Source organism: Bradyrhizobium vignae (assembly GCF_900324035.1).
In the GTDB taxonomy this organism is placed as follows: Bacteria; Pseudomonadota; Alphaproteobacteria; order Rhizobiales; family Xanthobacteraceae; genus Bradyrhizobium; species Bradyrhizobium vignae.
Window position 1 is genome coordinate 6,429,723 of sequence record NZ_LS398110.1, and the last position, 13,479, is coordinate 6,443,201.

General features: G+C 64.9%; 11 protein-coding genes. 4 read left to right on the forward strand and 7 right to left on the reverse strand.

Annotation, left to right across the window (positions count from 1 at the left end; genetic code table 11):
• Window positions 1-291 precede the first annotated feature (291 nt).
• A complete protein-coding gene (locus BRAD3257_RS31170; RefSeq protein ID WP_122405069.1) occupies window positions 292-903 on the forward strand; it encodes a LabA-like NYN domain-containing protein in 612 nt (203 codons plus the stop codon).
• 24 nt (window positions 904-927) lie between these two features.
• Here the strand turns inward: BRAD3257_RS31170 and pcaG are convergent, their stop codons facing one another.
• A complete protein-coding gene (gene pcaG, locus BRAD3257_RS31175; protein WP_122405070.1) occupies window positions 928-1,554 on the reverse strand; it encodes a protocatechuate 3,4-dioxygenase subunit alpha in 627 nt (208 codons plus the stop codon).
• Window positions 1,555-1,559: 5 nt separating this feature from the next.
• Window positions 1,560-2,348, reverse strand: a complete 789-nt coding sequence (gene pcaH, locus BRAD3257_RS31180) for a protocatechuate 3,4-dioxygenase subunit beta (RefSeq protein ID WP_122405071.1) — start codon at window positions 2,346-2,348, stop codon at window positions 1,560-1,562.
• A 102-nt stretch (window positions 2,349-2,450) separates the two neighbouring features.
• Here pcaH and BRAD3257_RS31185 point away from each other — a divergent pair, with 102 nt between their 5' ends.
• Window positions 2,451-3,371, forward strand: a complete 921-nt coding sequence (locus BRAD3257_RS31185) for a LysR family transcriptional regulator (RefSeq protein WP_162500420.1) — start codon at window positions 2,451-2,453, stop codon at window positions 3,369-3,371.
• A 143-nt stretch (window positions 3,372-3,514) separates the two neighbouring features.
• Window positions 3,515-4,819: a nicotinate phosphoribosyltransferase gene (gene pncB / locus BRAD3257_RS31190; protein WP_122405073.1), complete on the forward strand. Its 1,305-nt coding sequence runs from the start codon at window positions 3,515-3,517 to the stop codon at window positions 4,817-4,819.
• 86 nt (window positions 4,820-4,905) lie between these two features.
• On the opposite strand, the gene tcuB is transcribed toward pncB, so the two are convergent.
• Window positions 4,906-6,006 (reverse strand): tricarballylate utilization 4Fe-4S protein TcuB, encoded by a 1,101-nt coding sequence (gene tcuB / locus BRAD3257_RS31195; RefSeq protein ID WP_122405074.1) that lies wholly within the window; start codon window positions 6,004-6,006, stop codon window positions 4,906-4,908.
• Window positions 5,993-7,372, reverse strand: a complete 1,380-nt coding sequence (gene tcuA, locus BRAD3257_RS31200) for an FAD-dependent tricarballylate dehydrogenase TcuA (protein WP_122405075.1) — start codon at window positions 7,370-7,372, stop codon at window positions 5,993-5,995. The genes tcuB and tcuA overlap by 14 nt, the downstream gene beginning before the upstream one ends.
• Before the next feature lie 151 nt (window positions 7,373-7,523).
• Here tcuA and BRAD3257_RS31205 point away from each other — a divergent pair, with 151 nt between their 5' ends.
• Window positions 7,524-8,207, forward strand: a complete 684-nt coding sequence (locus BRAD3257_RS31205; protein WP_122405076.1) for a GntR family transcriptional regulator — start codon at window positions 7,524-7,526, stop codon at window positions 8,205-8,207.
• Between the two features lie 10 nt (window positions 8,208-8,217).
• On the opposite strand, the gene ybaK is transcribed toward BRAD3257_RS31205, so the two are convergent.
• From ybaK to BRAD3257_RS31220, 3 genes are all read right to left on the reverse strand, one after another.
• Window positions 8,218-8,691 carry a Cys-tRNA(Pro) deacylase gene (ybaK, locus tag BRAD3257_RS31210; RefSeq protein ID WP_122405077.1) on the reverse strand — a complete coding sequence of 158 codons (474 nt, stop codon included), beginning with the start codon at window positions 8,689-8,691 and terminating at the stop codon, window positions 8,218-8,220.
• 140 nt (window positions 8,692-8,831) lie between these two features.
• On the reverse strand, window positions 8,832-11,597 hold the full coding sequence (fdhF, locus tag BRAD3257_RS31215) for a formate dehydrogenase subunit alpha (protein ID WP_122405078.1): 2,766 nt from the start codon (window positions 11,595-11,597) through the stop codon (window positions 8,832-8,834).
• Window positions 11,594-13,297 (reverse strand): NADH-ubiquinone oxidoreductase-F iron-sulfur binding region domain-containing protein, encoded by a 1,704-nt coding sequence (locus BRAD3257_RS31220; RefSeq protein WP_122405079.1) that lies wholly within the window; start codon window positions 13,295-13,297, stop codon window positions 11,594-11,596. Before BRAD3257_RS31220 ends, fdhF begins: the two co-directional genes overlap by 4 nt.
• Window positions 13,298-13,479 lie beyond the last annotated feature (182 nt).

Genomic DNA, 13,479 nt, shown 5'->3' on the forward strand with positions numbered 1-13,479 from the left:
GCGTCTTCGCGGCCACTTACCTTCGTATATGGCGTCCCATCCTTTGGATAGAGGCCCTTTACCTCCGTACAATTGAGCAGGGGATGCGAACGCCTTAGCGTGACTGCATTCGGCGCCCTGGCGCTGGTGGCATGGAACCTCCCTAACCTCGGCGCAAGGCGGCCAACCCTGTCCGGTCGTCTGCGCCGCTTTTTAGGCAAGCCATCGGCGCCTTCAGTATTTTCCGGCCGACACACCGAGCCATTCCGGCTGGACGGTCAGCTTTCGTGTCGAACTGGGGATTTGTGCATAATGTCTTCGTTTGGGAAGATCGCGCTCTTCATCGACGGCGCCAATCTCTATGCCACCGCCAAGGCGCTCGGCTTCGACATCGATTACAGACGCCTGCTCGGCGAATTTCAAAGCCGAGGTACGCTGCTTCGGGCCTTCTACTATACGACCCTCATCGAGGATCAGGAATTTTCGTCGATCCGCCCGTTGATCGACTGGCTCGACTACAACGGATACACCGTCGTCACCAAGCTCACCAAGGAATTCGTCGACGCCACGACCGGCCGCCGCAAGGTGAAAGGCCGCATGGATGTGGACCTCGCCGTAAGCGCGATGGAGCTCGCCCCGCACGTCGATCAGATCGTGTTGTTCTCGGGCGATGGCGATTTCCGTTCGCTGGTTGAGGCCTTGCAACGCCGCGGTGTCCGCGTGACGGTCGTCTCCACACTGTCCACTCAGCCCCCCATGGTCGCCGACGACTTGCGCCGGCAGGCGGACGTCTTCATGGATTTGGCCGAACTGAGACCAAAGCTGGGACGAGATCCGGTCGAGCGCACGGGATCGCGCGAGTTGCGGCAGCCGCCGCAATTCCTCGCGCGCGGAGCGATCAAGCGCGACGACCGGGTCGAGTGACCCTGCGAGACGACCGCAGGATACTCACACGTCGAAGAACACCGTCTCCTCCGGCCCCTGCAGATTGATCGTGAAGGTGTACACGATCTTGCCGGCACGCTCGCTGCGCTTTGCGATCAGCGTCGCGCGCCGGGCCGGCTGCTCGATCAGGTTGAGCACGGGATCGGCGGCATTGGCGGCCTCTTCGTCCGAGAAATAGAGCCGCGTGTTGAGACCGATATTGATGCCGCGCGCGACGATCCAGAGATTGACGTGCGGCGCGCATTTGCGCCCAGTCCTGTCGGTGATCGCGCCCGGTTTGATGGTCTCGAAGGTGACGAGGCCGCTGTCGAAGTCGGAGCCGGCGCGGCCCCAGCCGCGAAACTCTTCCTCCAGCGCACCGGCCGAACGGTCGGCCGGATGGTTGTAGCGGCCGGCCGCATTGGCCTGCCAGATCTCCAGCAGCACGTCGCGCAACGGCGTGCCGGCGCCGTCGAGCACCCTGCCCTCCAGCGTGATGCGTTCGCCCTTGGTATTCGGCGTCACCAGCACGTTGGAGAAATTCTTCTCGAAGATGTCGAAGCCGGCCATCGCCGGGATCAGGCCGATATGGACGTAGGGCCCGGCGGTCTGCGAGGCGGTTTCCTTGAGATAGTTGAGCGGCTGCGGCATGGGTTTTAGTTCCCCGCGGTGCGATTTTCGAAATAGGTGGAGCGCTGGCCACGCAGGACGATGTCGAAGCGGTAGGCCAGCGAGTCGAACGGCGTCGAGGCGTTGAGGTCGAGCGGCGCCACCAGGCGGTCGAGTGCATCCTTGTCCGGGATCGTCGTCAGGATCGGGCAGACCGGGATCAGGGGATCGCCCTCGAAATACATCTGCGTGATCAAGCGCTGGGCAAAGCCCGAGCCGAACACCGAGAAATGGATGTGAGCGGGGCGCCAGCTGTTGACGTAGTTGCGCCAGGGATAGGGCCCCGGCTTCACGGTGCGGAAGTAGTAGTAGCCGGTGTCGTCGGTGAGCGCGCGGCCGCAGCCACCGAAATTCGGGTCGATCGGCGCCACATAGGTGTCCTTCTTGTGCCGGTAGCGGCCGCCGGCATTGGCCTGCCAGAACTCGACCAGAGTGTTCGGAACGCCGCGGCCGGTCTCGTCCAGCACGCGGCCATGGACGATGATGCGCTCGCCGACCGGATCGCCGCCCTTGGCGTAATTGCGGATCAGATCATTGTCGAGCGGGCCGAGATCATTGTGCCCGAACACCGGCCCGGTGATCTCCGAGATCGAGTTCTCCAGCGACAGCAGCGCCTGGCGCGGCGAGCGCAGCACCGAGGATTTGTACCCCGGCGCATGCGCCGGCGGATGAATGGAACGGTCGCGCTGAAAGAAGCCGCCGTCGCCGAGCGGCGGCGTAAAGGGCTCGGGTCGGTTGAGGCGGGGATCCTGCAAGGCTGGCGCCTGGACATTCATCGGCGTTGTCTCTCCCTGAAGCGCCCAGGTCCGGGCGCGGCTTATCGGGAGATCATGGGCCGGACTATTCCACAGATAAATAGATCGATTATAATATATTTCATGAAGAAAATCGATCATTTGGCTCTCGACGGCCACGCCCTCGAACTGTTCCTCGCCGTGCTGGAGGAAGGTTCGGTGACGGCGGCGGCCACGCGGCTCGGCCTGACGCAATCTGCGGTCAGCCACGCCCTGAACAAGCTGCGGCGCATCGCGGGCGATCCGCTGTTCGCCAAGTCCGGCCGTGGCATCGTTGCGACGGCTCATGCCCAGGCGCTGGCAGGCAAGGCACGCGCGCTGATCGATGAGATGCGCAGCTTTGCCGGCGGCGTCAGCTTCGCGCCGGCCCAGGCCCAGCTGTCGCTGACGATCGCCGCCAACGACTTCCAGCGCGACCTGTTGCTGCCACGGTTCTTCGACCACGTCGCCGCACAAGTGAAGAGCTTGAACCTGCGCGTGATTCCCTCGCAATCGCCTTCGCCGGCGATGCTGCGCGAGAACCGCTGCGACCTCCTGATCACCCCGCTGCCGCCATCCGGCGTCGACATCGTGCAGAAACGGCTGCTGAGGGATCACTACGTCTGCTACTACGACGCAAAGGCGCGTGCCGCGCCGGCCAGCCGCAACACTTATCTCGCGGCGCGTCACATCACCGTGGTCTATACCGACAACGAGCGGCTCGACTTCGATCGCCGGCTGGCAGCCAACGGGCTCCATCGCGACATCGCGATCTCGGTGCCGAGCTTCTCCGGCGTGCCGTCGTTCCTGCGCGGCTCGCAGATGCTTGCGAGCATGCCGAGCCTGCTCGCATCCGGCGTGATGCGCGGCTTTGGACAAACGCCGATACCGCTGGCGTCCCGCGCGCGGACCCTGGCCGAGTTGCCGATGTTCATGGTCTGGCACCAGCGTTACCAGAAAGACCCGGCCCACCGCTGGATCAGGAGCCAGCTCGAGGCCGTCGCGGCGACGGCCGGCAAGTCCTGACGTCGAGTCCTGACATCGAGCCCCGATATCGAGCCCTGACATCGAGCCCTGATATCAAGTCCTGATGTCAGGTGCCGTCGTCTGCAAGACTGCCCTTCCCAAACCCACTGGTTGCGCAAGGGGAGCCGCGCTAAAATCCGCTCATGACAGTGACCGACATTGCGAGCCGGACCTACAATCACAGCTGGCGGCTGGATCCCATCATCCGCAGCCTGCTTGATACCGACTTCTACAAGCTATTGATGTTACAGATGATTCGGGAGGATTACCCGAGTCAGCAGGTGACCTTCTCGGTCATCAACCGCTCGCGCCATGTGCGGCTCGCCGAGATCATCGACGAGGGCGAGCTGCGCGCCCAGCTCGACCACGCCCGCACCATCCGCTTCAGCAAGAAAGAGCTGATCTGGCTCGCCGGTAACACCTTCTACGGCAAGACTCATATGTTCTCGGCGGACTTCATCCGCTGGCTGGCGGAATTCCGTTTGCCTGAGTACGAGCTGCGCAAGGTCGAAGGCCAGTACGAGCTGCATTTCCATGGCCCCTGGACCCACACCACGATGTGGGAAATTCCGGCGCTTGCGATCCTCAACGAGCTGCGCTCGCGCGCGGCGATGAAGGGCCGCGGCCGCTTCGAGCTCGACGTGCTCTATGCCCGCGCCAAGGCCAAGCTGTGGACCAAGGTGGAGCGGCTGCGCAAGCTGGAGAACTTGCGGCTCTCCGACTTCGGCACCCGCCGCCGTCACGGCTTCCTCTGGCAGCGCTGGTGCGTCGAGGCGGTGAAGGAAGGCCTGGGCTCATCCTTCATCGGCACCTCCAACGTGCTGCTCGCGATGGACAACGATCTCGAAGCGATCGGCACGAACGCACACGAGCTGCCGATGGTCGCAGCCGCGCTCGCCAGGGACGACGAGGAATTGCGCTGGGCGCCTTACCGGGTTCTCGACCAGTGGCGCCAGACCTATGGCGGCAACCTCCTGATCGCGCTGCCCGACGCCTTCGGCACCAAGGCCTTCCTGCGCGATGCGCCGGAATGGGTCGCCGACTGGACCGGCTTCCGCCCCGACAGCGCGCCGCCGATCCAGGCCGGCGAGGAGATCGTCGCCTGGTGGCAGAAGAAGGGCCGCAACCCCAAGGACAAGCTCCTGGTCTTTTCCGACGCGATGGACGTCGGCTCGATCGAGGAGACCTATCATCACTTCGCCGGTCGCGTGCGGCTCTCCTTCGGCTGGGGCACCAACCTCACCAACGACTTCGTCGGCTGCACGCCGGATGGCTCGTTCGATCTCGATCCGATCTCGCTGGTCTGCAAGGTCTCGTCGGTGGACGGCCATCCGGCCGTCAAGCTCTCCGACAATCCGGAGAAAGCGACCGGCCTTCCCTCGGAGATCGAGCGTTACCTGCGCGTGTTCGGCGACGCCGGCCGCGTGCGCAAGCCGGTGCTGGTGTAGAGCACGCCACGGCGACGGCGATGGCCCGCGAGCAGGCTTCCGCGCCGGAGCGCGAGGTGGCGTAAGACGGCGAGCGGGTTCGCCGGTCATGCCGCCGTTCGCCGCTCCTGCGCGTAACGCACCAGCGCGGCGAAGCGATAGATGCCGTGCACGAACTTGCCGTAGGGCATGGTGATGAACAGGGCAAACACCGCACCGAGATGCAGCGCGAGCAGCGGCCCCATCGCGCCGGTCTCGCGCAAGAGCAGCAGCAGCATCCCGGTGAAACCGGTCAGGAACAGCATGGCGATGAAGCCGACATCCATGCCGTAGCGGCTCTCGTCGAGCAGCGCCGGATCGCGCCGCATCCTGGCCATGAACAGGCCGATCGGCCCGATGATCAGACCGATGCCACCGAGCGTGCCGAGCACGACCGGCAGATCCCACCACGGATACGGCGCCTGGCGTCCCCAGAGATAGTGATACAGCGTCGCCACCGACGTCGCGACAAAGCAGAGCAGGAAGCCATAGAACGTCAGATGATGATAGAGCTTGCGCCGGTCCGTCGGACGGTCGTCCTCGTTGTAGCAGCCGACGCCGCCGCCATGGAGATAGCGCAGCTCGCCGGCATCACGGATCGCCTGGAACATCGAGCCGCCATCGACGCGGCCGCCGATCGGCGCACCAATATCGCGCCAGAACGCGCGCACGCTCATGGCGAGGGCCAGGATGGCATAGAGAAGTGCGGCGCTGAACAGCGCAGCCATCGCATTGTGCGGCATCAATTTGTAGAACGCACCCGGCCCGGTGTTGACGCCGAACAGCACGCTGCGATCGTTGAGCACGGCGAAGCCGAGGATGAAGGCCGCCATGCTCAGCGCGGCGATGATGCTGATGAGGAGGCCGTTGCGCGCGAAGGCGCCGGACAGCATGCGCGGCCAGGCATAGGCCGCATAGGATTCCGCGCGTGCGACCGCAAGCGTCTTGGGAACGTTGACGTTGAACTCGTGCGGCGGCGAGAACTGGCAGTCGACGTAGCAGGCGCCGCAGGCATGGCAGAGATTGGCGAGATAGTTGAGGTCGCCGTCGGAGAAGGCGCGCCGCATCTCCATCGCCGGAAATACCGCGCACAGACCCTCGCAATAGCGACAGGAATTGCAGACCGTCATCAGACGGTCGGCTTCGTCCAAAATCCTAGTTCCGTGCATGTTCCGCCGCTTCCCGTCCTGCGATCCGCCCGAACACGCTGCCGATGGTCATGCCCATGCCGGCCGCATAGCCCTGGCCGAGCACGTTGCCGGCCATGATCTCGCCGGCGGCGAACATGTTGCTTGATGGCTTGCCGCCCTTCATCAGCATCCGCGCCTCCTTGTTCACGCGCGTGCCGAGATAGGTGAAGGTGATGCCGGGTCGCACCGGATAGGCGAGATAAGGCGGCGTTTCGATTTTGCGCGCCCAGTGCGTCTTGGGTGGCGTTATGCCCTCTGTGCGACAGTCGTCCAGAATGGTGTGATCGAACGTGCCGGGCCGCACCGCGGCGTTGAATTCAGTGATGGTCTTCTCCAACGCGGTCGGATCGAGCTCCAGCTTACCGGCAAGCTCGGCGACGCTCTGCCCGGCGATCGGCGGAAACAGCGTCGGCATGAAGCTCGTCACGACGGTGGAATCGAAGATGATGTAGGCGATCTGGTCGGGCTGCGCCGCGACCAGGCGGCCCCAAATCGCGTAGCGCTTCGGCCAGATGTCCTCGCCCTCGTCGTAGAAGCGCTGGGCATGCTTGTTGACGACGATGCCGAACACGACGGAGTCGTGGCGCGTGATGATGCCGCCGTCGAATTTCGGCGCGCGGGCGTCGATCGCGACCGCATGACATTGCGTGGGATCGCCGACCTCCTGCACGCCCTTGTCGAGCAGCAGCTTCAAGATCGAGCCGCGATTATAGGGGGTGCCGCGGATCAGGAAATTGTCGGCAGCCTCGCCCCAATATCGCTTCAGCCATTCGACGTTGGCCTCGAAGCCGCCAGCCGCCGCGACCAGCGAAGTCGCGCGGATCTCGGTCTCGCCCTTGAGGCGCGCGGCGAGGAACATGCCATCCTCGATCACGAGGTCGATGACCTCGGCGTCGTATTCGACCTCGACGCCGAGCCGTTCGGCCGTGAGATACAACGCGTTCAGCATGGCCCGGCCGCCGCCGAGAAAGAAGGAGTTGGTGCGGCCGAGGCTCAGCGTGCCGCCCAGCGAGGGCTGCCAGCGCACGCCCTGCTCCACGATCCAGTTCAGGATGTCCTTGGACTCCCGGATCATGTGACGGGCCAGCTCCTCGTCGGTCTGCCCGCCGGTGACGCGCAGCAGGTCCTCCCAGAATTCCTGTTCGGTATAGGGGCCAGTCAGGATTTCGGTCGCCGCATCGTGGGCGCAGCGCATGTTGCGGGTGTGGCGGGTGTTGCCGCCGCGATAGAACTTCGGCGCACCTTCGAGCACGAGCACCGAGGCGCCGCCGCGCCGTGCGCTGATCGCCGCACACAGGGCCGCGTTGCCGCCTCCGATCACCAGCACGTCGTATTTGCTGCCCATGCCGTCTGCCCGATGCGACGAAGTTGGAGACATTCTGCCGGCCGGCGGGCTCGATTGCCGCCGATCCGCCATTGCGTACTTTTGTATACAAAGATATACATAACAGGCGCAAGCGGCATCTCTGCATGGGCAGGATGCGCATCGAGGGATCATGGCCAGACGCCCGGCAAAGACAGGCGGATCGGTTTCGCGCGGCGCCGGCGTGGCGCTGGGCGAAGCCGTGTTCCGCTCACTGTGCGAGGCGCTCCAGGCCGGCAGCTACCGCGCCGGCGACCGCCTGCGCGAGGAGGAAGTGGCGCAGCGGCTCAAGGTCAGCCGCACGCCGGTGCGGGAAGCGCTGGGCCGGCTCGCGGCGCGCGGTTTCGTCGCGCCCGCCGGCGGCCGCGGGCTGATCGTCCGCAATCTCGACATCTCCGAGGTGCTCGAGCTCTACGCCATGCGCGAGATCATGGAAGGCGCTGCCGCGCGCCTCGCCGCCGCGCACGCTTCAATGACGGAGATCGACGCGCTCTGCGATATCGAGCAGGCCTTTGTCGAGACATCCGCGAGAGACGCAGCCGAAATGGCGCGGCTCAACCGCGCCTTCCACGAGGCCATCTGCCGCGCCGCACGCAACCGCTATCTCGACAACGCTTCGCGGGAATTGCAGGATTGGATCGCCCTGCTCGGCCCGACCACCTTCACCGTATCGGGCCGCCCTTCGACCAGCCACGCCGAGCATCAGGCTATCATCGACGCGATCGCCGCGCGCGACGGCGACAAGGCCGAGCAGCTGGCGCGCGCACACATCCGCGAAGCGCTGCGCTGCCGGCTCAAGCTGCTGCAGAAGCAATAGGCCGAGACGCTCACGCCAGCACGTCCGCGACGACCGCCTTCAAAACTTCCCTGACGTCACCGGGCTTCAGCCGCACCTGCAAGCCGCGCTGCCCGCCGTTGAGATAGACCAGGTCATGGGCGAGCGCGCTCTGCTCGACCACGGTGCGCACCGTCCGCCGCCGCCCGAACGGGCTGATGCCGCCGACCTTGTAGCCGGTGACGCGCTCGGCCTCGGGCGGCTTCATCATCTGCGCCGACTTGCCGCTCGCCGCCGCCGCCAGCTTCTTCATCGAGACCTCCTGGTCGGACGGCACGACCACGCAGACCGGCTTGCCATCGACCAGCGCCATCAGCGTCTTCAGGACGCGCGCCGGGTCCTCGCCAAGGGCAGCGGCCGCCTGAAGCCCGATACTCTCGGCGTCGGGATCATAGTCGTAGGTGTGAACGGTGAAGGCAACACCGGCGGCGCCAAGCGCACGTGTGGCGGGGGTGACTTTGGACATAAACGGTATTTACCACCGTCATTGCGAGGAGCGAAGCGACGAAGCAACCCGGAATCTTGCCGCGGAGGCAGTCTGGATTGCTTCGCTTCGCTCGCAATGACGGTGTGGGTGCAGATGCGCGCCCCACCCGCGACGCCCCCCTACTCCGCCGCGTCCCGCATCTCGGCGCGCTCGGCCCGTACTGCGCAGAACTTGAACTCCGGGATCTTGCCGAACGGGTCCAGCGCCGGGTTGGTGAGCAGGTTCGCCGCCGCCTCGGCGTAGCAGAACGGCATGAACACCATGTTCTCCGGCACGTCGCGGTCGGAGCGGACCTTGACCTCGACGGCGCCGCGGCGAGTCTCCAGGCGAATGAAATCGCCCGGCGCGAGGTTCTTCTTCCGCATGTCCTTCGGCGACATGAACGCGACCGCCTCCGGCTCGATCTGATCGAGCACCTGGGCGCGGCGCGTCATCGAGCCGGTGTGCCAATGCTCCAGCACGCGGCCGGTCGACAGCACCATCGGATATTCATCGTCCGGAATCTCGTCCGGCGGGATGACCTTGGCCGCCACGATCTTGCCGCGGCCGGTCGCGGTCGGGAAGCCCGTGGTGAAGATGATCTCGTTGCCGGGCTTGTCGGGAGCGTCGGCCGGATAGGTGACCGCGCCTTCGCGCACCAGCCGCTCCCAGCTGATGTTCTTCAGCGACGGCATCAGCTCCGCCATTTCGGTATAGACGTCGCCGGGGCCTGAATAATTCCACGGCAGCCCCATGCGCTTGCCGATCTCCTGGATGATCCAGAGATCCTGCCGCGCATCGCCCGGCGGATTGATCACCTGGCGCGCAAGTTGCACGCGGCGGTCGGTGTTGGTGAAGGAGCCCTCCTTCTCCGCAAAGGCCGAGGCCGGCAGGATCACGTCGGCATGGAATGCGGTCTCGGTGACGAAGAGATCCTGCACCACGAGATGATCGAGCATGGCGAGCGCTTCGCGGGCATGCTGGAGATCGGGATCGGACATCGCGGGATTCTCGCCCTCGATATACATGCCCTTGATCTCGCCGTCATGGATCGCGTTCATGATCTCGACCACGGTCAGGCCCCGGACGGGATCGAGGTCCTGCTGCCAGAGCTCTTCGAAGGCGCCGCGCAGGTCGTCGCGGCCGACCGGCTGGTAATCCGGCAGGAACATCGGGATCAGGCCGGCGTCGGAGGCGCCCTGCACGTTGTTCTGGCCGCGCAGCGGATGCAGGCCGGTGCCGGGACGGCCGACCTGGCCGGTGATCAATGCAAGCGCAATCAGGCAGCGCGCATTGTCGGTGCCGTGAACGTGCTGGCTGATGCCCATGCCCCAGAAAATGATCGACGATTTCGCGCGCGCATAGGTCCGTGCTACCTCACGCAGCGTCTGCGCCGGGATGCCGCAGATCGGCTCCATCCTCTCCGGCGTGAATTCCTTGATCTTCTCCTTGAGCTCCTCGAAGCCCTCAGTGTAGCCGGCGATATACTGGTCGTCGGTCAGGCCTTCGGTGATGATCGTGTTGATCATCGCATTCAACATCGCAACGTCGGAGCCGGGCTTGAACTGCAGATGCTTGGTCGCGTGACGCGACAGCGTCTGTCGCCGGGGATCCATGACGAACAGCTTGGCACCGTTCTTCGCCGCATTCTTGATGTAGGTCGCCGCGACCGGATGATTCACCGTCGGGTTGGCACCGATCACCCAGATCACTTCGGCGTCCATCGCGGCCGCAAACGGCGCCGACACCGCCCCCGAGCTCAGTCCTTCGAACAGCGCCGCGACCGACGAGGCGTGGCACAAACGGGTGCAATGGTCGACGTTGTTCGAGCCAAAACCGGTACGCACCAGCTTCTGGAACAAATAGGCCTCTTCGTTGGAGCCCTTGGCCGAGCCGAAGCCGGCCAGCGCCCTCACGCCCTTCTCGTCGCGAATCTTGACCAATCCCTCAGCCGCGATGTCGAGCGCCTCTTCCCAGCTCGCTTCACGGAAATGCGTGAAGGGATTGGCGGGATCGACCTGGTCGTTGGCATCCTTCTTCGCATTGGGCAGCCGCACCAGCGGCTTGGTCAGGCGATGCGGATGGTGGATGTAGTCGAAGCCGAAACGACCCTTCACACAGAGACGGTTGTGGTTGGCGGGGCCGTCACGGCCTTCCGCATAGATCACCTTCTCGTCCTTGACCTCATACGTGACCTGGCAGCCGACGCCGCAGAATGGGCAGAGCGAGTCGACCTTCCTGTCGGCATAGGTGACGCGGGTCTGCTTGTCGTCGAGCATCACGGCCGGCATCAGCGCCCCGGTCGGGCAGGCCTGCACGCATTCGCCGCAGGCGACGCAGGTGGACTCGCCCATGGGATCGTCGAAATCGAACACGATCTTGGCGCCGGCATTGCGATAGGCCATGCCGATGACGTCGTTGACCTGGACCTCGCGGCAGGCGCGCACGCACAGGCCGCATTGGATGCAGGCATCGAGATTGACGCGCATCGCCGGATGGCTGGCGTCGGTCGCCCAGCGTTGGGCGGCGGGGAAGCGGCTTTCGGTGACACCCGTGGTCTCGGCCCAGTGCCAGAACTTCGAATCCGGATCGTGCGAGGTTTCGCGTGCCGGCTGGTCGGCGACGAGCAGCTCCATCACCATTCTTTGTGCCGCAATCGCACGCGCGGATTCAGTCTTCACCTTCATGCCGACCGACGGCGTGCGCTTGCAGGACGCCGCCAGCACACGTTCGCCCTCGATCTCGACCATGCAGGCGCGGCAATTGCCGTCGGGGCGATAATCGGGCGCCGGCGAGTAGCACAGATGCGGGATGTCGCGGCCCTGGCGTTTGGCGACCTGCCAGATCGTCTCGCCGGGATTGGCCTCGACCTGCTTGCCGTCGAGCTCGAACGTAATCTTGGTCATTCGGCCGCTTCCTTGAACTCGTCAGGGAAATATTTGATCACAGAGGACAGCGGGTTCGATGCCGCCTGTCCGAGCCCGCAGATCGAGGCGTCGCGCATCGCCTGGCTCAATTCTTCCAGCAAGGCGCGGTTCCAGACCGGCCTCTGCATCAGCAGCGCCGCCTTCTGGGTTCCGACGCGGCACGGCGTGCACTGGCCGCAGCTCTCGTCCTCGAAGAACTTCATCAGGTTCAGTGCTGCCGCGCGCACGCTGTCCTTCTGCGACAGGATCACGATCGCAGCCGAGCCGATGAAGCAGCCGTATTTCTCCAGCGTGCCGAAATCGAGCGGGATGTCGTCCATCGATGCCGGCAGAATGCCGCCGGACGCACCGCCCGGCAGGTAGGCGTAGAACCGATGGCCGTCGGCCATGCCGCCGCAATATTCGTCGATCAGCTCGCGCACGGTGATGCCGGCAGGCGCCAGCTTCATGCCGGGATTCTTCACGCGCCCCGAGACCGAGAAGCTGCGCAGGCCATGACGCTCGTGGCGACCATGGCCCTTCCACCAATCGGAGCCCTTCTCGACGATGTCGCGCACCCACCACAACGTCTCGATGTTGTTGATCAGCGTCGGCAGCCCGAACAGGCCGACCTGGAACGGATATGGCGGCTTGTGCCGGGGCAGGCCGCGCTTGCCCTCGATGCTTTCCAGCAGCGAGGATTCCTCGCCGCAGATATAGGCGCCGGCGCCGCGGCGCATGTGCAGCGTCGGGCCGCCCGGAGGGAGCTTGGCGATCTCGCGCTCGAGGATCTCGCGCGATGCCGGATATTCGTCGCGCAGATAGATGTAGACGTCGGAGGCCTGCACCACGTGCGCGCCGATCAGCATGCCCTCGATGAAGCGGTGCGGATCGGTTTCCAGGTAATAGCGGTCCTTGAACGTGCCGGGCTCGCCCTCGTCGCCGTTGATCGCCATCAGCCGCGGGCCGGGCTCGCCCAGTACCGCGCGCCATTTCCGTCCCGTCGGGAAGCCGGCGCCGCCGAGGCCGCGCAGCGAAGCATCGTCGAGCGCCTTGAGGAGATCGTCCTTCGACAGCTCGCCCGAGCGCAGCCGGCCCAGCAGCTTGTAGCCGCCGCCGGCGACGTAGGCATCGTAGTCGACATATTTGGGCAGATGCGCGTGAGTGTCGCCAGCCTTGGCCGCCGCCATCACGTTGGCGACGGTAGCGTGATCGACGAAGTTGTGACCGACTTCCGCGGCAGGCGCGGTATCACAACGACCGACGCAGGGCGCGCGCACGACGCGGATGCCGGGACCTGACGCACTCTGCAGATCCTCGAGCAGCTTCTCGCCGCCAAGCATCGCGCAAGTCAGCGAATCGCAGACGCGGATCGTCAGCGGCGGAATGTCGGGCTCGCCTTCCTTCACCACGTCGAAATGCGCATAGAAGGTCGCGGTCTCGAACACCTCGGCGAAGGCGAGCTTCATCTCGTCGGCGAGCGCGGCCAGATGCGTAGCCGAGATTTGATGGTACTTGTCCTGGATCAGGTGCAGATATTCGATCAAGAGATCGCGCCGCCGCGGTCGGTCGCCGAGCAACTTCTCGATCTCGTGCGCGGCCGTGGGATCGACCTGCCGCCCCTTGGGAGTCGCCTTGGCGCGTCGGCGCCCCTCGCCGGGATGCTCGAACGGGCGGACCTTGTGCACGTCGTGGCTCATCGATTCGTCTCGATCTCGTCTTTTAGAACGGCTCCAGTTCTAGCTTCTGGCATGCCAGATGCCAAGCAAATTCTCATGCTCTCGGAAGCAGTTAAGCGCGGCTCGAAAGGCAACCCTGGAACGCTGCCGGACACAGCCTTGCGTTCGTCTAACGCGCCAACCGATGGAACGAAGCCTGAATT

Bases quoted from the DNA above. Each gene is read 5' to 3' on its own strand.
- BRAD3257_RS31170 (WP_122405069.1), top strand. From the start codon at position 292: ATGTCTTCGTTTGGGAAGATCGCGCTCTTCATCGACGGCGCCAATCTC.
- pcaG (WP_122405070.1), bottom strand. From the start codon at position 1,554: ATGCCGCAGCCGCTCAACTATCTCAAGGAAACCGCCTCGCAGACCGCC.
- pcaH (WP_122405071.1), bottom strand. From the start codon at position 2,348: ATGAATGTCCAGGCGCCAGCCTTGCAGGATCCCCGCCTCAACCGACCC.
- BRAD3257_RS31185 (WP_162500420.1), top strand. From the start codon at position 2,451: ATGAAGAAAATCGATCATTTGGCTCTCGACGGCCACGCCCTCGAACTG.
- pncB (WP_122405073.1), top strand. From the start codon at position 3,515: ATGACAGTGACCGACATTGCGAGCCGGACCTACAATCACAGCTGGCGG.
- tcuB (WP_122405074.1), bottom strand. From the start codon at position 6,006: ATGCACGGAACTAGGATTTTGGACGAAGCCGACCGTCTGATGACGGTC.
- tcuA (WP_122405075.1), bottom strand. From the start codon at position 7,372: ATGGGCAGCAAATACGACGTGCTGGTGATCGGAGGCGGCAACGCGGCC.
- BRAD3257_RS31205 (WP_122405076.1), top strand. From the start codon at position 7,524: ATGGCCAGACGCCCGGCAAAGACAGGCGGATCGGTTTCGCGCGGCGCC.
- ybaK (WP_122405077.1), bottom strand. From the start codon at position 8,691: ATGTCCAAAGTCACCCCCGCCACACGTGCGCTTGGCGCCGCCGGTGTT.
- fdhF (WP_122405078.1), bottom strand. From the start codon at position 11,597: ATGACCAAGATTACGTTCGAGCTCGACGGCAAGCAGGTCGAGGCCAAT.
- BRAD3257_RS31220 (WP_122405079.1), bottom strand. From the start codon at position 13,297: ATGAGCCACGACGTGCACAAGGTCCGCCCGTTCGAGCATCCCGGCGAG.